The organism is Ruegeria sp. CF1 (assembly GCF_056537445.1).
In genome coordinates this window covers 128,421-145,328 of sequence record NZ_JBQFRN010000009.1, presented here as the reverse complement: position 1 = coordinate 145,328, position 16,908 = coordinate 128,421, and the positions used below count along the sequence as shown (strand labels likewise).

Annotated in this window: 20 protein-coding genes; 9 read left to right on the top strand and 11 right to left on the bottom strand. The window is 55.0% G+C overall.

All coding sequences use genetic code 11. From position 1 onward, the window contains the following. Positions 1-26 precede the first annotated feature (26 nt). Genes ACRZ96_RS15920 through ACRZ96_RS15910 form a run of 3 tightly spaced genes read right to left on the bottom strand, consistent with a single transcriptional unit; the run spans position 27 to position 2,310 of the window. Complete coding sequence (locus tag ACRZ96_RS15920) at positions 27-614, bottom strand: Smr/MutS family protein (RefSeq protein ID WP_170399466.1); 588 nt, start codon at positions 612-614, stop codon at positions 27-29. Continuing rightward, entirely contained in the window at positions 614-1,654 is a 1,041-nt protein-coding gene (mltA, locus tag ACRZ96_RS15915; RefSeq protein WP_170408811.1) for a murein transglycosylase A, read from the bottom strand. Before mltA ends, ACRZ96_RS15920 begins: the two co-directional genes overlap by 1 nt. Continuing rightward, the gene (locus ACRZ96_RS15910; RefSeq protein ID WP_170399461.1) at positions 1,651-2,310 is read right to left on the bottom strand and encodes a Tim44/TimA family putative adaptor protein; all 660 of its coding nucleotides are present in this window, start codon (positions 2,308-2,310) and stop codon (positions 1,651-1,653) included. Before ACRZ96_RS15910 ends, mltA begins: the two co-directional genes overlap by 4 nt. A gap of 108 nt (positions 2,311-2,418) precedes the next feature. Between ACRZ96_RS15910 and ACRZ96_RS15905 the strand changes: the two genes are divergently transcribed. Next, entirely contained in the window at positions 2,419-2,919 is a 501-nt protein-coding gene (locus ACRZ96_RS15905) for an FxsA family protein (RefSeq protein ID WP_170399458.1), read from the top strand. A 54-nt stretch (positions 2,920-2,973) separates the two neighbouring features. Beyond that, positions 2,974-3,477 carry a protein-export chaperone SecB gene (secB, locus tag ACRZ96_RS15900; protein ID WP_170399455.1) on the top strand — a complete coding sequence of 168 codons (504 nt, stop codon included), beginning with the start codon at positions 2,974-2,976 and terminating at the stop codon, positions 3,475-3,477. 25 nt (positions 3,478-3,502) lie between these two features. Here secB and dnaQ read toward each other — a convergent pair whose 3' ends face one another. From dnaQ to ACRZ96_RS15880, 4 genes are read right to left on the bottom strand one after another with little or no spacing between them, the layout of a single operon-like run. Then, positions 3,503-4,225 (bottom strand): DNA polymerase III subunit epsilon, encoded by a 723-nt coding sequence (gene dnaQ / locus ACRZ96_RS15895; RefSeq protein ID WP_170515530.1) that lies wholly within the window; start codon positions 4,223-4,225, stop codon positions 3,503-3,505. Beyond that, entirely contained in the window at positions 4,218-4,811 is a 594-nt protein-coding gene (coaE, locus tag ACRZ96_RS15890) for a dephospho-CoA kinase (protein ID WP_480707496.1), read from the bottom strand. Before coaE ends, dnaQ begins: the two co-directional genes overlap by 8 nt. After that, complete coding sequence (locus ACRZ96_RS15885; RefSeq protein WP_170515525.1) at positions 4,808-5,641, bottom strand: shikimate dehydrogenase; 834 nt, start codon at positions 5,639-5,641, stop codon at positions 4,808-4,810. The genes coaE and ACRZ96_RS15885 overlap by 4 nt, the downstream gene beginning before the upstream one ends. Next, positions 5,638-6,237 carry a Maf family protein gene (locus tag ACRZ96_RS15880; protein ID WP_480707497.1) on the bottom strand — a complete coding sequence of 200 codons (600 nt, stop codon included), beginning with the start codon at positions 6,235-6,237 and terminating at the stop codon, positions 5,638-5,640. Before ACRZ96_RS15880 ends, ACRZ96_RS15885 begins: the two co-directional genes overlap by 4 nt. A 403-nt stretch (positions 6,238-6,640) precedes the next feature. On the opposite strand from ACRZ96_RS15880, the gene hemJ reads away from it, so the two are divergent. The 7 genes from hemJ (at position 6,641) to ACRZ96_RS15845 (ending at position 14,017) form a co-directional block, all read left to right on the top strand. Continuing rightward, the gene (gene hemJ / locus ACRZ96_RS15875) at positions 6,641-7,090 is read left to right on the top strand and encodes a protoporphyrinogen oxidase HemJ (protein ID WP_170408805.1); all 450 of its coding nucleotides are present in this window, start codon (positions 6,641-6,643) and stop codon (positions 7,088-7,090) included. A gap of 126 nt (positions 7,091-7,216) precedes the next feature. Beyond that, positions 7,217-8,488: a transcription termination factor Rho gene (gene rho, locus ACRZ96_RS15870; RefSeq protein WP_170399438.1), complete on the top strand. Its 1,272-nt coding sequence runs from the start codon at positions 7,217-7,219 to the stop codon at positions 8,486-8,488. 31 nt (positions 8,489-8,519) lie between these two features. Beyond that, positions 8,520-9,806 carry a tRNA uridine-5-carboxymethylaminomethyl(34) synthesis GTPase MnmE gene (gene mnmE / locus ACRZ96_RS15865; protein WP_480707499.1) on the top strand — a complete coding sequence of 429 codons (1,287 nt, stop codon included), beginning with the start codon at positions 8,520-8,522 and terminating at the stop codon, positions 9,804-9,806. Positions 9,807-9,818: 12 nt separating this feature from the next. After that, on the top strand, positions 9,819-11,687 hold the full coding sequence (gene mnmG / locus ACRZ96_RS15860; protein WP_480707501.1) for a tRNA uridine-5-carboxymethylaminomethyl(34) synthesis enzyme MnmG: 1,869 nt from the start codon (positions 9,819-9,821) through the stop codon (positions 11,685-11,687). Beyond that, positions 11,684-12,307 (top strand): 16S rRNA (guanine(527)-N(7))-methyltransferase RsmG, encoded by a 624-nt coding sequence (gene rsmG, locus ACRZ96_RS15855; RefSeq protein ID WP_170515507.1) that lies wholly within the window; start codon positions 11,684-11,686, stop codon positions 12,305-12,307. The genes mnmG and rsmG overlap by 4 nt, the downstream gene beginning before the upstream one ends. Next, positions 12,300-13,103, top strand: coding sequence for an AAA family ATPase (locus tag ACRZ96_RS15850; protein WP_170466742.1), 804 nt, complete (start codon positions 12,300-12,302; stop codon positions 13,101-13,103). The genes rsmG and ACRZ96_RS15850 overlap by 8 nt, the downstream gene beginning before the upstream one ends. A 20-nt stretch (positions 13,104-13,123) precedes the next feature. Continuing rightward, the gene (locus ACRZ96_RS15845) at positions 13,124-14,017 is read left to right on the top strand and encodes a ParB/RepB/Spo0J family partition protein (RefSeq protein WP_170399423.1); all 894 of its coding nucleotides are present in this window, start codon (positions 13,124-13,126) and stop codon (positions 14,015-14,017) included. Here ACRZ96_RS15845 and ACRZ96_RS15840 read toward each other — a convergent pair. From ACRZ96_RS15840 to rph, 4 genes are read right to left on the bottom strand one after another with little or no spacing between them, the layout of a single operon-like run. Continuing rightward, positions 14,007-14,360: a YbaN family protein gene (locus ACRZ96_RS15840; protein ID WP_480707503.1), complete on the bottom strand. Its 354-nt coding sequence runs from the start codon at positions 14,358-14,360 to the stop codon at positions 14,007-14,009. The two genes, ACRZ96_RS15845 and ACRZ96_RS15840, sit on opposite strands and share 11 nt — an antisense overlap. A 3-nt stretch (positions 14,361-14,363) precedes the next feature. After that, positions 14,364-15,518, bottom strand: a complete 1,155-nt coding sequence (hemW, locus tag ACRZ96_RS15835) for a radical SAM family heme chaperone HemW (protein WP_480571637.1) — start codon at positions 15,516-15,518, stop codon at positions 14,364-14,366. Then, positions 15,508-16,122 carry an RdgB/HAM1 family non-canonical purine NTP pyrophosphatase gene (gene rdgB / locus ACRZ96_RS15830; RefSeq protein WP_480707504.1) on the bottom strand — a complete coding sequence of 205 codons (615 nt, stop codon included), beginning with the start codon at positions 16,120-16,122 and terminating at the stop codon, positions 15,508-15,510. Before rdgB ends, hemW begins: the two co-directional genes overlap by 11 nt. Further along, complete coding sequence (rph, locus tag ACRZ96_RS15825) at positions 16,119-16,832, bottom strand: ribonuclease PH (protein WP_170399411.1); 714 nt, start codon at positions 16,830-16,832, stop codon at positions 16,119-16,121. The genes rdgB and rph overlap by 4 nt, the downstream gene beginning before the upstream one ends. Positions 16,833-16,908 lie beyond the last annotated feature (76 nt).

Here is a 16,908-nt window from a genome sequence, read left to right as displayed (position 1 = left end):
CGGACAAGCTAGAATCAGCGATCCGACTAACGGACGCGCCTGAGGTAAACGTAATAGGCGCCATCACCGCCATGGCTTATATGTGCGGGTGTTACCTGCAGCACCGCTTGTGCAAGTGGCGGAATAGACAGCCAGTGGGGCACCTGATTGCGCAAGACCCCACGCGGTGTTGGAATGGGTCCCGGTTCGTCCCGGTCCTTGCCCTTGCCGGTTATGACCAACACCAGCCGTTTGCGCTGTGCCTGTGCGGTCAGGATGAACCGAACCAATGCGGGATGGGCTGCGCTCATGTGCATCCCGTGCAGGTCCAGCTTGCCTTCGGGCTTGAGCTTGCCGCGTTTCATGCGACCAAAAGACTTGGTGTCCATCTGCACCGGATTTGTCCGTAAACCTTCGGTGATCGATGGCTTCAGGTTATTCCGTGACGGTTTGGTTGGCGCAGTCTGACCCAGTTCAAAGGCTTCGATCCGCGCCTTGGGCGTTTTGGTCGGTTTGGGCTTGGGCAAGGTAGTGGGGTGCACAGTCTGAGGCAGTTCGGGGTGCAAACGCTCAGCCTGTTTGGCGACCTTGCGCCACAAATCGATCTCATCCGCAGTCAGTTTGCGCCGGGTCATCAGAACTCATCCGGTAACAGGGCGTAGGCCCTCTGGATCGGCAACAGCACAACCATACGACCGGGATCCTTCAAGCGACCGGCGGCCTGCCCGGCATCATCCCCTGTGCCAAAGAAAATGTCGGCACGTTGCGCACCCTTGATCGCCGATCCGGTGTCTTGTGCGATCATCAATCGGCGCAGCGGGTTTTTGCCATCCTTTTCTACCCAAACTGGCGCGCCCAAAGGTGTATAAGCCGGATCTGCCGCGATACTGCGCATCGTGGTCACTGAGCGGTTCATGGCGCCTAACGGCCCGAACTCGGGCGCGACACGCGTCACTTCACGGAAGAAAACATACGAAGGGTTGTGTAGTAACAGCTCAGCCCCGGCTTCAGGGTTTTTGCGTACCCAGGTCCGGATCATCTGCGCGCTGACCTGGTGCGCGCCCAGCGCACCCCGTCGGACCAGTTCCGCGCCGATCGAGCGATAGGGATGCCCATTCGCACCGCCATATCCAACCCGCAATGCACCGCCATCGGGCAGACGTATCCGGCCCGAGCCTTGAATTTGCAGAAAGAACAACTCAACAGGGTCATCGACCCACGCTATCTCAAGGCCCCGACCTGTCAGGGCGTCACCGGTCAGCAGGTCACGGCGACTGAGCCACTTGCCCGCCTCTCGCGCCTCGGGCGGCATCCGGTAGAGTGGATAGCGGTATTTATCAGTTGGGGTTTTCGACCCATCCAGTTCAGGTTCAAAATATCCGGTGAACAGGGCGTCATCGCCGTCTTCGACCAGAACAGGACGAAAGAACAGCTCGAAAAAAGCCCGCGCCGCGCCAGGTTCATAACTCTGAGCCACGCCACACAGCGCCTGCCAATCAGGATCGTCCAGATCACCGCAGGTGTTCAAAAAAACCGAAAGGGCCGCCCCGTGATCGTCGGCGGCCCAGCCATCGAGGTCATCGAATGACAGGATGGATCGCGTCGCCTCGGCTCCGGCGGCGCTGGCAGTGGTCATGACGACCCCCAGAAATAGCGACCGGAGCGCTGCAATCATGCGTCCGTGGCAACAAGCAGCCAGTTCGGATCGTCCGCGCCCATGACACGGGCAAAGGTCCAGCTGTCCTTTTGGCGTTTGACGGTGTTCGGGTTGCCTTCGACAATATCCCCGCCGCGATCGCGCACGACTGACGTCAGCTCACCGATAAAGCGCATGGTGATCTCAGCCTGATTGGTATCCTTATCGAAGGTCGCATCGACCAGAGTGGTTTCACGCACCCCGATGAATTCGGCTTCGATGGTCAGACCTTTGTCTTCGCGATCCGCAACAACTGATACAAAACTGTCGAATACTTCTTCTGACAGGAATGGCTGAATTTCGTCCAGATTGCCCTTTTCAAAACCCATAACGATCATCTCATAGGCGCCGCGCGCGCCCTGAACAAATTCGCTGACAGAAAAACTGGGTTCGACCCGCTTCATTGCGGCCAATGTTTGCGCCTGTTCACTGTCTTCGGCCACATGGTCGGTGATGTCGTGATCTGGCCCGCCTTCAATCACTTCGAAATCACGGCGCGCGCCATTGGTATCAGGCTGTTGCTGAAGGGGCGGTTTCTCAAAACCTTCGCGTGTACCCAACACGCTTTTCAAGCGCAGGATCAGGAAAATGGCAATTCCGGCCAGCACCAGAAGCTGGATCAGGGGTGAGTTCATTTCGTCCTCTTTTCAGAACCCGGGCTTTGTATACGCTGCCCTCTGCCACTATGTAGGTGACAGTCGGGGCCAAGTCCACAGCCCGGACCATGCTAAAGGATACCGCAAATGTACTTGTTCCTGGCTTTTTTATTGGTTCCGATCATCGAGATCGCCCTGTTCATACAGGTTGGTGGTCTGATTGGGCTATGGCCGACGCTTGCAATTGTTGTTTTGACCGCCGTTCTGGGCACGGTTCTGGTGCGGACACAAGGTCGCATGGCGCTGGCGAATTTGCAGCGATCCTTTGCCGAATTGGACGACCCAACCGAACCGCTGGCCCATGGGGCGATGATCTTGCTGTCCGGTGTTTTGCTGCTGACACCAGGGTTTTTCACCGATGCCATTGGTTTTGCGCTGCTTGTTCCCGGCATCCGGGTCGCAGTGTTCCGCTATCTCAAGTCCAAGGCGACCATCACGCATTTTCAAATGGGCACCGGCGCACAATTCAGGTCGGGGCCAAACCCGTTTGATCAGGACGATGTGATAGATGGCGAATTCACCGAGGTTCGCCCTCGCCAGAACTCCGGAAAGCCGTCGAAGTGGGTGGAAGGCCCGCACCAGCATTGAGCTATCCGGCCCAAATTGCTAAGCAGTGCCGAATTTCAATTCCGGAGAAGTTTCATGGCTGACGAAAGCCCTGCAGAAAACACCGCCGCACAGGCAGCCCCTCAGATCCAGATGCGCGTTCTGGGACAGTTCATTCGCGACATGTCCTTTGAAAACGTCATGGCGCAAAAAGGCGTCTCAGGCGACGTACAGCCCGAGATTTCAGTTCAGGTCAATCTGGACGCAAAGAAACGCACGACCGAGCACCAGTATGAAGTCTCGATCAAGCTAAAACTGACATCCAAGGCCAAGGGCCTGGAAGACGTCCTGTTCCTGTGCGAAATCGACTATTGCGGCCTGTTCCACGTGGAAGGTGTGCCCGAGGATCAAATGCATCCGTTCCTGATGATCGAATGCCCGCGCATGCTGTTCCCGTTCCTGCGCCGCATCGTCAGCGACATCACCCGCGACGGTGGCTACCCGCCGGTCAACCTGGATAACATTGATTTCGTGGCACTTTATCGCAACGAACTGGCGCGCCGTCAGGCCGCCGCTCAAGAGCAGAAAACTGACGCCTAAGGTTTTGGTCCGCGTCTGGTTCGAGTCAGGCGCGGGCCCACAGGGCGTTCTCGCCCAGCTTCTCGACAAATTTCTGATGCGCTGCGCGCTCATCCTCGGTGATCCGGGATGGCAGGGCATCGGGTCGCGCTGTCGGGCGCCATTCCTCACCAACGCCAGACGCTGCACTTGCCGACGTTGACAATCCAAAGTCGGGCTGACGGCCTCCGATCAGCTCCAGATACACTTCGGCCAGAATTTCCGAGTCAAGCAGCGCGCCGTGCAGCACCCTGTTTGAGTTATCGATGCCAAACCGGCGGCACAACGCATCCAACGAAGCGGGTGATCCCGGAAACCGCTTACGCGCAATGGCCAGCGTGTCGATTGCCTGATCCATCGGGATCAGCGACACCCCCATCCAGCCCAGTTCGGCGTTCAGAAACTTCATGTCGAACGAAGCGTTGTGGATCACCAGCTTGGCGTCACCCACGAATTCGCGAAACCCTTGCCCAACCTTGGCAAAGACAGGTTTGTCCTTCAGCGTGACTTCGCCTTTTTCCGGCGGGCGTGGGTTTTCCAGCAGGTCGGGGCCGATGCCATGCACACCAAATGCCTCTTCCGGCATAGAACGCTCGGGGTTGATGTAGACGTGATAAGTTTCTCCTGTGGCTACGTGGTTCCACAGCTCAACCGCGCCGATCTCGACGATCCGGTCGCCGCTTTCGGGATCAAACCCTGTGGTCTCGGTATCGAGTACAATCTCACGCATCTGCCAACCCTGCCCGTATCTGCCTGACGATATCCTGCACCTGCGCGCGAGCATGGTCCAGAGTATCCGTGACAATCACGAAATCCGATCGCGCGCATTTCTCTTCGTTTGGCATTTGCTTGGAGCGAATCTGCTCAAACTGCGCCTCATTCATCGTGCCGCGCGCCATGACCCGTCTTTTTTGTTCTTCAGCAGAGATTGAAACACAAGCAACAGCATCCATCGCCGCATCACCACCGGTTTCAAACAACAGCGGAATGTCGAATACCAAGATATCGGCGGACGACGAAGAACGAAATGAGGCGCGATCCGCCGCTACCAGAGGGTGTACGATTTTTTCTATTGTTTTTAGCGCGTCAGGATTATCCGCAATGATTTGCTTCAATGCATCCCGGCTGACCGCATCCTCGGCAATGGCGGTAGGAAACGTAATCCGCATGGGCTCAACCGCCGCACCGCCTTTTGTATAGAGCCGATGCACCGCAGCATCCGCATCCCAAAGCGCACAGCCTTCATCTGCAAGCATCTGAGCGGTCGTACTCTTGCCCATACCGATTGATCCGGTGAGCCCCAGCGCAAAACTCATGCCAAGGCCGCCGCGCGGGTTTCAGCGTCCACTTCGGGGCGAACACCGAACCAGCGTTCAAACCCGGGAACAGCTTGATGCAGCAACATTCCCAGCCCGTCGACCGTTGTACATCCAACCTCTTCCGCCTGTTTTAACAGATGCGTTTGAAGCGGCGCGTATACCAGATCGGTGACAACAGCGCCGGGTTGCAATCCATCCAGTGGAACGCGTAACTCTGGCTGCCCTTGCATACCCAAAGACGTGGTGTTCACGACCAGTTCTGCGTCTTCGATCACATTTCCCGCCTGCACCCAGTCAACGACCGTAATCCGTTGGCCGAACTCTTCCTTCAAATGATCCGCACGGGTGCGGGTGCGGTTGGTCAACAGGATTTCAGGCACTCCGGCTTCTGCCAGCGCTTGAAGCACCGCCCGCGCAGCACCGCCCGCACCAAATACAACCGCAGGCCCATCCTGCGGGTTCCAATCGGGCGCACCGCTGCGAAGATTGGCCATGAACCCGTAGCCATCCGTATTATCCGCGTGAATTGAACCATCCTCGCGGAATACAAGCGTATTTGCCGCCCCGATGACTGAGGCACGATCCGAGACATGATCCGCCAACCGCAAAGCAGCCTCTTTATGCGGTACGGTCACGTTGGCCCCAACAAACCCAGCCTTGGGTAGTGTCCTCAGAACGGTTTCCAGGTCGGCCGGGGCGACATCCATTGGGATGTAGTGCCCCACCAATCCATAGGTTTTCAGCCAATGCCCGTGCAGTTTTGGCGAGCGGGAATGTGCGATGGGTTGCCCAATCACGCCGGCCAGAGGAACGCGATGCTCAGTCATTGATCGATCACTCCCTTCAAGGCCAGAAAATTGAGCAGCTCTAACAGGGGCATACCCAAGACGTTAAAGTAGTCGCCGTCAATGGTGGCAAACAGGCGCACGCCTTCTTCTTCCAGTTTATAAGCCCCCACTGCGTGCCGAATACTGTCCCAGTTCCGCGCCACGTAATCACGTAAATAAGCATCCGAGCTGGCCCGCATCCGCAAACGCACCTGACCGACTTGCCGCCAGATGGGCTCACCATCCTGATAGATCACCGCCGCCGACAGCAACATATGTCGCTTGCCGCGCATTGCTTTAAGCTGCGCCAGTGCTTTTTCGGGTGTTTCCGGCTTCGACAGCATCTGACCTTCGAAATCCAGAACCTGATCGCAACCCAGAACCATAGCGCCGCGCACTTTGTCACTGATCTTACGTGCTTTCATTTCGGCAAGCGCATCGGCAACATCACGGGGCGAAGCTCCCTCAGCCATCAGGGCGCGTTTGGCTGTGTCTTCATCCACCCGCGCGATCTGAACCGAAAACGGGACGCCTGCGTTTCTGAGCAACTGCGCGCGGATCACGGACCCTGAGGCAAGGACTATGGGGACAGTCATGTGGAAAACCCCGTGTGCAAATCAATGAGTAGTCTCGAATGGTTTGTATGGCTTTCCGGTTGACACGCAACCCCGGGAATTTGGCGCAAGACTTCCCCGAGTCGCCCGGATCCTGTCCAGACGGGACAAGGATAAGTTGGAATACTCGGATAAGCATCCCGTCCCGGATTGTTCCAATGGTTATCCACAATTCAGCCTGAACTTTTATCTCATAATTTATTGTTATTAATCATTTTTTTACTTGATCAACAGATTCTGCGCCGATGTGCTTCACTTTTTCCACCTGGGGAAAAAGGCAGGACAAAAAAGTAATCCACCGAATTTGACCTCCCTACAAAACCATCATCCTTTTTCTTTCTTATTTTTTTTATTAGGAGGGGTTCAGGTAAGCCCGGAATACCCAATGACCGATATTCTTTTCGCAATATACCCTTGGGTGAAATCGCTGCACATCATGGCCGTGATTTCATGGATGGCTGGTTTATTCTATCTGCCCAGATTGTTCGTGTATCACGTTGAAAAGGCGCAAGCCGTAGAGGGTGCGCAACAGATTTTCTTTGAAATGGAAGAAAAGCTGCTGCGTGTGATCATGCGCCCCGCAATGGTCGTGGCCTGGATTTGCGGGCTGATCATGGTTTTCACGCCTGGTATTGTCGGATGGGATTGGAGCTGGCCGTGGGTCAAAGGCGCAGCAGTGATCGGCATGACATGGTTTCACCATTGGCTTATGGCTCGGCGCAAGGACTTTGCTGAGGGGCGAAATAAGCTGACTGGGCGGCAGTACCGCATGATGAATGAGGTTCCGACCGTTTTAATGGTTGTTATCGTTCTAGCGGTCGTTGTGAAGTTCTGAGGGCCTGTTTGACTCTTCTTAGGTAAGCGCTTATCTAACGCGTAACGCGCCCGTCCGGGCGAGGTATCTTCCGTTCTGAAATTCCACTCTGGTGCCGCGATCCAAGCGGCCGAGGTTCGTATCATCATGACAACTGAATCCCTGAATCTGGCCGATCTGAAGGCCAAAAGCCCCAAAGACCTTCTGGCCATGGCCGAGGAGCTTGAGGTCGAAAACGCCTCAACCATGCGCAAGGGCGAGATGATGTTTCAGATTCTGCGCGAACGTGCGGATGAGGGCTGGACCATCGGCGGCGACGGCGTGCTGGAGGTTCTACAAGACGGGTTCGGGTTTCTGCGCTCGCCCGAGGCGAACTATCTACCCGGACCGGATGACATCTATGTTTCGCCTGATATGATCCGCAAGCATTCGCTGCGCACCGGAGATACGGTTGAAGGTGAGATCAAAGCGCCCGATGAAAACGAGCGTTACTTTGCGCTGACCAACGTCACCAAGATCAACTTTGAAAATCCGGACAAGGCCAAACACAAGATTCTGTTCGACAACCTGACGCCTCTGTATCCGGATGAGCGTCTAAAGATGGAAATCGAAGATCCGACCATCAAGGACAAGTCTGCTCGCGTGATCGATTTGGTTTCGCCGATTGGTAAAGGTCAGCGATCGCTGATCGTGGCACCGCCGCGGACTGGTAAGACGGTGATCCTGCAGAACATCGCGCATTCCATCGAACAGAACCACCCGGAGTGTTATCTGATTGTCCTGCTGATCGACGAACGCCCGGAAGAGGTGACTGACATGCAACGCTCGGTGAAGGGTGAAGTTGTGTCTTCGACCTTTGATGAACCCGCGACTCGCCACGTGGCCGTGTCGGAAATGGTCATCGAAAAGGCTAAGCGCCTGGTCGAACATAAACGAGATGTTGTTATTCTACTCGATTCGATAACAAGACTTGGTAGGGCATTCAACACTGTGGTGCCATCTTCGGGTAAAGTTCTGACCGGTGGTGTGGATGCAAATGCCCTGCAACGGCCCAAGCGCTTCTTTGGTGCTGCGCGGAACATCGAAGAAGGTGGTTCGCTGACCATCATCGCCACCGCCCTGATCGATACCGGCAGCCGCATGGACGAAGTGATCTTCGAAGAATTCAAGGGCACTGGTAACTCGGAAATCGTTCTGGATCGTAAGATTGCAGACAAACGCGTGTTCCCGGCAATCGACATCCTCAAATCCGGCACCCGGAAAGAGGATCTGCTGGTCGACAAGGGCGATTTGGCCAAGACATTCGTTCTGCGCCGCATCCTCAATCCGATGGGCACAACAGATGCAATCGAGTTCCTGTTGTCGAAGTTGAAACAAACTAAGACGAACGGCGAGTTCTTCGATTCAATGAACACCTGACAAGGTGCTGGCACTGACGCGGGGGCTATCAATGGATACGATATTCGCCCTGGCCAGCGCCCAGGGCAAAGCAGGCGTGGCTGTGATCAGGCTTTCTGGTCCGCAGGCATATGCCTCCGCCAATGAGTTGTCTGGCGGGGGCCTGCCAAGGCGTGGAATGACAGTACGAACACTCTGCGCGTCGGATGGATCGCGGTTGGATGAGGGCTTGGTTCTGACGTTTCAGGCCCCGTCCAGCTTTACCGGCGAAGACGTGGCCGAGCTTCAGATTCACGGAAGTATGGCGTCAGTCAACGCTGTGCTGACCTCTCTTTCGGATATGGACGATCTTCGGCTGGCCGAACCTGGTGAGTTCACGCGTCGTGCACTGGAAAACGGCAAGATGGATCTGGCGCAGGTCGAAGGCCTTGCTGATCTGATTGATGCAGAAACCGAAGCACAACGGAAACAAGCACAGACGATTTTGGCTGGTGCTTTGGGCACATTGGCAGAAAGTTGGCGGCGTGATCTGATCCGCGCGGCCTCCTTGTTGGAAGCCGTGATTGATTTTGCTGATGAAGAGGTGCCGACAGATGTATCACCTGAGGTTCGGACGTTGATCTCTGGTGTGATGGCCGAATTGACCCAAGAAGCCAAAGGTGTTCGGATCGCCGAGCGCATTCGCACCGGCTTTGAGGTCGCCATAGTTGGTCTTCCGAACGCAGGAAAATCGACCTTGCTGAATGCGTTGGCGGGGCGGGAAGCCGCAATCACCTCAGAATATGCCGGGACAACCCGCGATGTAATCGAAGTTCGCATGGATTTGGACGGACTGCCTGTCACGCTGTTGGATACGGCTGGTTTGAGACAGACCGAAGATCACGTTGAAAACCTTGGAATTGAACTGGCGCGCAAGCGGGCAGAGGCCGCTGATTTGCGGGTGTTTCTGACGGATGACCCTGATCACTTAGGTGTGCCGAGGCAGACGGAAGACATTCATGTTCTGCCAAAATCTGACCTACGTGGGCCTTCTGCCGGCGGCATATCAGGGAAAACCGGGCAGGGGATTGACCAGCTGATAGACAACATATCGCGTGTATTGATAGCCCAAACTGCTAGTCATGGTATTGCAACGCGGGAACGCCATCGCGTTGCGATGACAAAAGCAGCTGACTCTCTTGCCGCTGCGCAAGCTGTTCTGGAATCAGGCCCAGATATGTATGATATAGCTGCTGAAGAACTAAGGACGGCCATTCGGTCGCTTGAGTCTCTGGTTGGCAGGATTGATGTCGAGACCCTTTTGGATGAAATCTTCGCAAGTTTCTGTCTGGGAAAATAGGGAGTGTTTCACGTGAAACATTCGAAATTTGATGTTGTCGTCATCGGTGCCGGACATGCAGGTGCAGAAGCCGCACATGCTGCAGCACGGATGGGTGCGAACACAGCACTAGTCACTCTTTCCGAACGGGACATCGGTGTCATGTCTTGCAATCCAGCAATAGGTGGGTTGGGCAAAGGGCATCTAGTCCGCGAGATCGATGCACTAGATGGCGTAATGGGGCGCGTGGCGGACCGTGCCGGTATTCAGTTTCGTCTATTGAATCGGCGTAAAGGACCGGCCGTTCAAGGGCCGAGGGCGCAGGCGGATCGAGCCCTTTATCGGGCAGCAATGGCGGGGGAAACGCAAAAACAAGACAATCTGTCGGTGATTACCGGGGAAGTGGTTGATTTCCTAATGGATGGCGACCGCGTCACCGGTGTTAAACTGGCAGATGAATCCGAGGTCCCCGCGCAGACAGTTATCCTGACGTCGGGTACATTTCTGCGCGGCGTGATCCACATAGGGGACGTTTCAAAACCAGGTGGCCGCTTGGGGGATCGCCCATCGATCAGGCTGGCTGAACGCCTTGATGCCTTTGATTTGCCTACGGCACGACTAAAAACAGGTACGCCACCGAGGTTGGACGGACGAACCATAAATTGGGATATACTTGAACGACAGGATGGCGATGCAGAGCCAACACTGTTTTCATTCATGTCCCAAGCGGTGACGGCGCCGCAAATCGCCTGTGGAATAACTCATACCAATGCTCAGACGCACGGAATAATCGAGAAAAATCTATCGCGATCAGCAATGTATGGAGGTCATATTGATGGTGTTGGTCCCAGATATTGCCCTTCAATCGAAGACAAAATCGTCCGATTTGCGGAAAAGGAGTCACACCAGATATTTCTGGAACCAGAAGGCGTGCGGGATCATACGGTGTACCCAAACGGGATTTCAACGTCTTTGCCCGAAGATGTACAAGTCGAATATGTCCAATCCATCGTAGGATTGGAAAGCGCGGTAATCCTACAACCCGGATACGCGATTGAATACGACTACGTTGACCCGCGCGTTCTATCTGCGTCTTTGTCTGTGCCCGATGTTCCTGGTCTATATCTTGCAGGACAGATCAATGGGACCACAGGATATGAGGAAGCGGCCGCGCAAGGCCTCGTTGCAGGTTTGAATGCAGCTCTGGAAACACAGGGACGTGCGCCAATACATTTTACACGCTCAGACAGCTATATTGGCGTGATGATTGACGATTTGACAACTCGGGGCGTTGCCGAGCCTTATCGGATGTTCACATCCCGTGCAGAGTTTCGCCTATCACTTCGTGCTGACAACGCAGATCAAAGACTGACTCCGATTGGTGAGCAGTTGGGCTGTGTGGGTGAACTCCGCCGCAAGGTTTTTGCTGCGAAATCAGAAAAACTTGTAAAGGCAAAGAACAAACTGACAGAGACCACATATACGCCAAAGCAAATTCGCGAAGCTGGTATCAGCATAAATCAGGACGGAAACCGGCGCGATGGAATGGCGGTTCTTGCTTTTCCAGAAGTATCGTTTGAAGACATGGTTTTACTCGAACCCGATCTACAGAATACAGACGATGAAATTCGCCGTCAGGTCGAGCGCGATGCGTTGTATGCAAACTATATTGCGCGCCAACAACGGGATGTCGAAGCAATGAAGCGCGATGAGGCGCATGAAATTCCTCGGGATTTCAATTATTTTGCGCTTGATGGTCTGTCGAATGAAATGAAGCAAAAGCTATCGCAGGCGAAGCCTGCGAATATTGCGCAGGCGAGTCGGGTTGAAGGTGTCACACCTGCGGCTTTAACCCTCGTCCTGGCGAAGCTCAGGCGCGATGTGAAAGCCAGAAAAGCATGAGTTATCAGAACGCCGTTTCTGCGGAGGCTCTGGATGTTTCACGTGAAACATTCGAACGCCTGGTGATCTATGTATCTCTGCTTGAAAAATGGAACCCAAAAATCAATCTGGTTTCAAGAAATAGTCTTGAAGAGATTTGGATTCGCCATATCAAAGATTCCATTCAAGTTTTTCAGAACGCAGATCGCGTAGATCATTGGGTGGATTTAGGCAGCGGAGGCGGCTTTCCTGGCATGGTCTGCGCCATCATGGCAATTGAATTTGCACCTGAAACGCGTTTCACATTAGTCGAAAGCGACCAACGTAAATCCGCATTTCTTCGAAGTGTGACCAGAGAGAGTGGCGCCAATTGTTCCGTGATCTCTCGTCGAATTGAAGCCATTGATCCCTTGCATGCGGACGTGCTTTCAGCTCGGGCTCTGGCTGATCTGACCACTCTAATGTCATTTTGTGACAGGCATTTAAGTAAAAACGGTACAGCGTTGTTGCCAAAAGGCGCAACCTGGAAAAAAGAGCTGGAAGATGCGCGCAAAGAATGGAAATTCGAGGCTGAACCCATTAAGAGTTCAACAGAACCCCAAGCCGTTATCCTGAAAATCAAAGGAGTTGCACGTGGTTGATCTGTCTCGTCCTGCTGGGCCTCGGATTATCGCGGTTGCCAATCAAAAGGGCGGGGTCGGGAAAACCACTACAGCGATCAATCTCGCAGCCGGATTGGCCGAGGCCGGATGCAAGGTTCTTGTGGTCGATCTCGATCCTCAGGGAAATGCCTCTACGGGTCTAGGGGTCGAAGATCGCGACTGGACGACATATGATCTTCTTCTCGACGATGCACCATTGGAAGCTGTGGTGCAGGAGACCGAGATCGGTAATCTTTTTGTGGTTCCGGCGACCGTAGATCTCAGCTCGGCAGATATTGAGCTGATCTCGAATGAAAAGCGCAGTTATTTGCTGCATGACGCGCTTCGACAGACTGCAATTGATGCCTTCAATCTGGACTTTGTGCTGATTGATTGTCCGCCGTCCTTGAACCTGCTCACCGTAAACGCAATGGTAGCAGCGCATTCCGTCCTTGTTCCATTGCAAAGTGAGTTCTTTGCGCTGGAAGGGCTGTCACAATTGATGTTGACCATTCGCGAGGTTCGTCAGACCGCTAATCCTGACCTCAGAATCGAAGGTGTTGTGTTAACGATGTATGACAACCGCAACAACTTGTCCCGTCAGGTCGAAAAGGATGCGCGTGACAATCTGGGTGAGATGGTATTTAAAACCAAGATACCCAGAAATGTGCGGGTCAGCGAGGCACCATCTTACGCGCTTCCTGTGCTGCAATATGATTCGGGTTCGCTTGGGGCGATGGCGTACCGGCATTTGGCCCGAGAGGTTATGCACAAGAACAACAAGATAGCCATTTAAGTGGCCGTGAGGAGGGCAACATGAATGCCAGGAAAGGAAAACCCCGAGGATTAGGTCGCGGGCTATCTGCGTTGATGGCTGATGTCGCACCAGAAGCTGACGGTCGGATTGTATCTGAACCCCGCCGTCCGGATCTCACGGTACCGATCGAAAAACTGCAGGCGAACCCAGATCAGCCGCGCCGCCGTTTCGCGCAAGAGCAATTGGATGAGCTTGCGGCCTCGGTCAAGGAAAAGGGTATTATCCAGCCGCTGATTGTCCGCAGCATCGATGGCGGCCAATACGAAATCGTTGCGGGTGAACGGCGCTGGCGTGCTGCGCAGATGGCGCAACTGCATGATATTCCAGTTATTGTTCGCGAATTTGATGACACCGAAGTGCTTGAGGTCGCGATTATCGAGAACATTCAGCGCGCAGATCTGAACGCGGTGGAAGAGGCGGCAGGCTTTAAGCAATTGATGGATCGATTTGGTCACACGCAAGAAAAGCTGGCCGAAGCGCTTGGTAAAAGCAGAAGCCATATCGCTAATCTGCTGCGTCTTTTGTCACTCCCATTGGACGTGCAATCCCTTGTAATAGAAGGAAAATTATCCGCCGGTCATGCAAGGGCGTTAATCACGGCAGAAAACCCATCGGAGCTGGCGAAACAGGTGGTTCGTGAGGGCCTTTCGGTGCGTGCGACCGAGGCATTAGTGAAAAAGCAGCAAGGTGGGACGGATAAGCCGGCTCCGAAATCCAGAAATCTGAATGCTGGGAAGGACGCAGACACCCGAGCACTTGAAAAGGATTTGTCTGCGATTCTGGCGATGAAGGTGACGATCAACCATAAGGCCGGATCTGAATCCGGGCAGGTTGTGTTGGCTTATGAGAACCTGGATCAGTTGGATGATCTGTGCGCAAAGCTCAGCCGTTAGGTCGGGTCCAGATAAAGAGCATCACAGCGCTGAGCACAATGGCCTGAATGATCAGGACGTGAGAAGGAACCGACAGTAGAACCGATAAGCCAAATACGGCGGCAACCGAAAGGGTGGCCGCCTTTTTTGCGCCGGGTCTGATTGCGCCAGAGCTTTGCCAATCGACGATCATGGGGCCAAAGGTTCGATGGCTCAGCAACCAGTTATGCAGCCGTGACGATGAGCGAGCAAAAAAGAACGCGGCCAACAGAAGAAATGGCACCGTCGGCAGCAGCGGCATAGCGACTCCGATCATGGCAAGCGCAACGCATAATAACCCCAATCCGGCCCAGAGAAATTGCATCTGTTACTCCAACAGCTCTCGGATTACCGCGTTGAGCACGGCGCGCCCGTTTGAAGTGGCGCGCAATTGATTGCGATCAAGGGTTAGCATGCCCAGATCGATCAGCGAATCAAGTTTGTCATGCGAAAGCTCTTCACCTGCAAGCAGAGTGTATCTGTCTATATTTAGGCCCTCGACCAAACGTAGACACATCATAAGGTATTCTGAGGCTTGTTCACGTTGGCTAAGCTCGAACCGATTGCTTTCGCCGTGCCCATTGGAGGCAGCCGTCAGCCATTTGTTTGGTGAAAGATGAGTTTCCGTCGCGAATTTCCGGCGATCCAGGGTGATCCGACCGTGTGCGCCGGGTCCAATACCGATGTAGTCACCATAGCGCCAATAGATGAGGTTATGCCGTGATTCCGCTCCGGGCCGGGCGTGGTTTGAGATCTCATAGGCAGGCAGCCCATGCGCTTCGCAGATTTCCTGCGTCGCCAGATACATATCCGCAGCGTTGTCATCCTCGGGCAAACCGCGCAGCTTGCCCAGGGCATAGCGATCACCAAACGCCGTGCCTTCCTCAATGGTCAGTTGGTATAGCGACAGGTGATCAACTGCCATCGATAGGGCTTCGGTCAGCTCAGCACGCCAGGCGTCCAGAGTTTGATGCTGGCGGGCATAGATCAGATCAAAGCTCACACGGTCAAAGCAAGAGCGCGCGATATCGAAGGCAGCGCGAGCCTCGGCAACCGTGTGAATGCGCCCCAGACGACGCAGGTCATCGTCGTTCAAGGCCTGAACACCCATCGAGATGCGGTTCACGCCCGCATCATGATAGGCCGCGAACCGCCCGGCCTCGACCGAGCCTGGATTGGCCTCAAGCGTGATTTCCATATCGTTGGCCGATCGCCAAAGGGCGCGGGCCTTGTCGATGATGGTGGCGACGGTCTCGGGGGCCATCAGTGATGGAGTTCCGCCGCCAAAGAAGATTGTGTTCAAAACCCGGTCAGGAGTTTCGATGGCCGAGCGGCTCAGTTCACTAAGATAACACTCAAGCCATTGTTTTTGATTAATATTCTTGGAAACGTGGCTGTTGAAATCGCAATAGGGGCACTTGGCCTCGCAAAAGGGCCAATGCACATAAAGGCCAAAGCCCCCGTTTCGCCAATCATCCGCCAAAGCAGCCTTTCACGAACATCTCCACCGCGCGCCCGCGATGGCTGATCTTGTTCTTTTCCCATCGATCCATTTCGGCAAAGGTAATGTCGTGCCCCTCAGGGACAAACATCGGGTCATAGCCGAACCCGTCCTTGCCACGGATCGGCCAAGTCAGGTGACCGGGCGCGACGCCCTCGAACACTTCGTCATGCCCGTCGGGCCAGGCCAGAACCAGAGTGCAGCGAAACTGGGCCATACGCGGGAGGGGGGCGTCTTTCGCCTCTAGCTCATTATGGGCGCGAGTCATCGCCATCAGGAAATCGCGGCCACTGCTGGTTTCGGCCCAATCGGCGGTGTAAACACCGGGTGCGCCATCCAATGCATCGATGGTGATCCCGGAATCGTCCGACAAGGCAGGTAGGCCGGTCGCCTTTGCAGCTGCGTGGGCCTTGATCCGGGCGTTACCGACGAAAGTGTCCTCGGTCTCTTCCGGTTCGGGCAGGTTCATTTCGCCCGCGCCGACAACCGTTACGCCAAAGGGCTCAAGCAGATGCGCCATCTCCTCGAGCTTGCCTTTGTTGTGGGTGGCGACCAGCAGTCGATCACCTTCGAACCTGCGAGTCATGCGGTTGCAGCTTTCTGGGCAGCAGCAAGTTCACCCACGCCTTTCTCGGCCAGGTCCATCAGTTGATCCATTTGCGCGCGGCTGAAAACGGATCCTTCGGCGCTCATCTGCACTTCGATCAGCTTGCCCGAGCCGGTCATGATGAAATTGCCGTCAACGCCAGCTTCGCTATCTTCGGGATAGTCCAGATCTAGCACGGGCTGACCGGCATAAATTCCGCATGAAACGGCGGCAACAGGGTCTAATAAAGGGTCAGAGATCACATCGCCTGTTTTCATCAGCTTGTTCACAGCCAGACGCAGCGCCACCCAACCGCCAGTGATCGAGGCACAGCGGGTGCCGCCGTCGGCTTGAATGACATCGCAGTCAACAGTGATCTGCCGTTCTCCCAAGGCAACCCGGTCTACACCGGCGCGCAAAGCGCGGCCGATAAGGCGCTGGATTTCCACGGTGCGTCCGCCTTGCTTGCCGCTGGCAGCCTCGCGCCGCATCCGCGTATTGGTCGCGCGGGGCAGCATGCCATATTCAGCGGTGACCCAGCCCAGGCCCGAGCCCTTTATAAAAGGCGGCACCCGATCCTCAATTGTGGCGGTGCACAGCACATGCGTGTCGCCCATCTTGATCAGGCAAGAGCCTTCGGCATGTTTGGTGAACCCCGTTTCAATTGAAACGGCGCGCATTTCGTTTAGATCACGTCCTGAGGGTCGCATGAGAAATCCTTTATCTGCTGGGTTGGGGATACCGTCCTGCGGCGTTACGATGCAAGCCCGATTGACCTTTCATTTG

Bases quoted from the DNA above. Each gene is read 5' to 3' on its own strand.
- mltA (WP_170408811.1), bottom strand. From the start codon at position 1,654: ATGATTGCAGCGCTCCGGTCGCTATTTCTGGGGGTCGTCATGACCACT.
- coaE (WP_480707496.1), bottom strand. From the start codon at position 4,811: ATGAGTTTTGCGCTGGGGCTCACCGGATCAATCGGTATGGGCAAGAGT.
- rho (WP_170399438.1), top strand. From the start codon at position 7,217: ATGACAACTGAATCCCTGAATCTGGCCGATCTGAAGGCCAAAAGCCCC.
- dnaQ (WP_170515530.1), bottom strand. From the start codon at position 4,225: ATGCGTGAGATTGTACTCGATACCGAGACCACAGGGTTTGATCCCGAA.
- mnmE (WP_480707499.1), top strand. From the start codon at position 8,520: ATGGATACGATATTCGCCCTGGCCAGCGCCCAGGGCAAAGCAGGCGTG.
- rph (WP_170399411.1), bottom strand. From the start codon at position 16,832: ATGCGACCCTCAGGACGTGATCTAAACGAAATGCGCGCCGTTTCAATT.
- ACRZ96_RS15885 (WP_170515525.1), bottom strand. From the start codon at position 5,641: ATGACTGAGCATCGCGTTCCTCTGGCCGGCGTGATTGGGCAACCCATC.
- rsmG (WP_170515507.1), top strand. From the start codon at position 11,684: ATGAGTTATCAGAACGCCGTTTCTGCGGAGGCTCTGGATGTTTCACGT.
- rdgB (WP_480707504.1), bottom strand. From the start codon at position 16,122: ATGACTCGCAGGTTCGAAGGTGATCGACTGCTGGTCGCCACCCACAAC.
- ACRZ96_RS15920 (WP_170399466.1), bottom strand. From the start codon at position 614: ATGACCCGGCGCAAACTGACTGCGGATGAGATCGATTTGTGGCGCAAG.
- ACRZ96_RS15905 (WP_170399458.1), top strand. From the start codon at position 2,419: ATGTACTTGTTCCTGGCTTTTTTATTGGTTCCGATCATCGAGATCGCC.
- hemJ (WP_170408805.1), top strand. From the start codon at position 6,641: ATGACCGATATTCTTTTCGCAATATACCCTTGGGTGAAATCGCTGCAC.
- secB (WP_170399455.1), top strand. From the start codon at position 2,974: ATGGCTGACGAAAGCCCTGCAGAAAACACCGCCGCACAGGCAGCCCCT.
- ACRZ96_RS15910 (WP_170399461.1), bottom strand. From the start codon at position 2,310: ATGAACTCACCCCTGATCCAGCTTCTGGTGCTGGCCGGAATTGCCATT.
- ACRZ96_RS15840 (WP_480707503.1), bottom strand. From the start codon at position 14,360: ATGCAATTTCTCTGGGCCGGATTGGGGTTATTATGCGTTGCGCTTGCC.
- ACRZ96_RS15880 (WP_480707497.1), bottom strand. From the start codon at position 6,237: ATGACTGTCCCCATAGTCCTTGCCTCAGGGTCCGTGATCCGCGCGCAG.
- ACRZ96_RS15845 (WP_170399423.1), top strand. From the start codon at position 13,124: ATGAATGCCAGGAAAGGAAAACCCCGAGGATTAGGTCGCGGGCTATCT.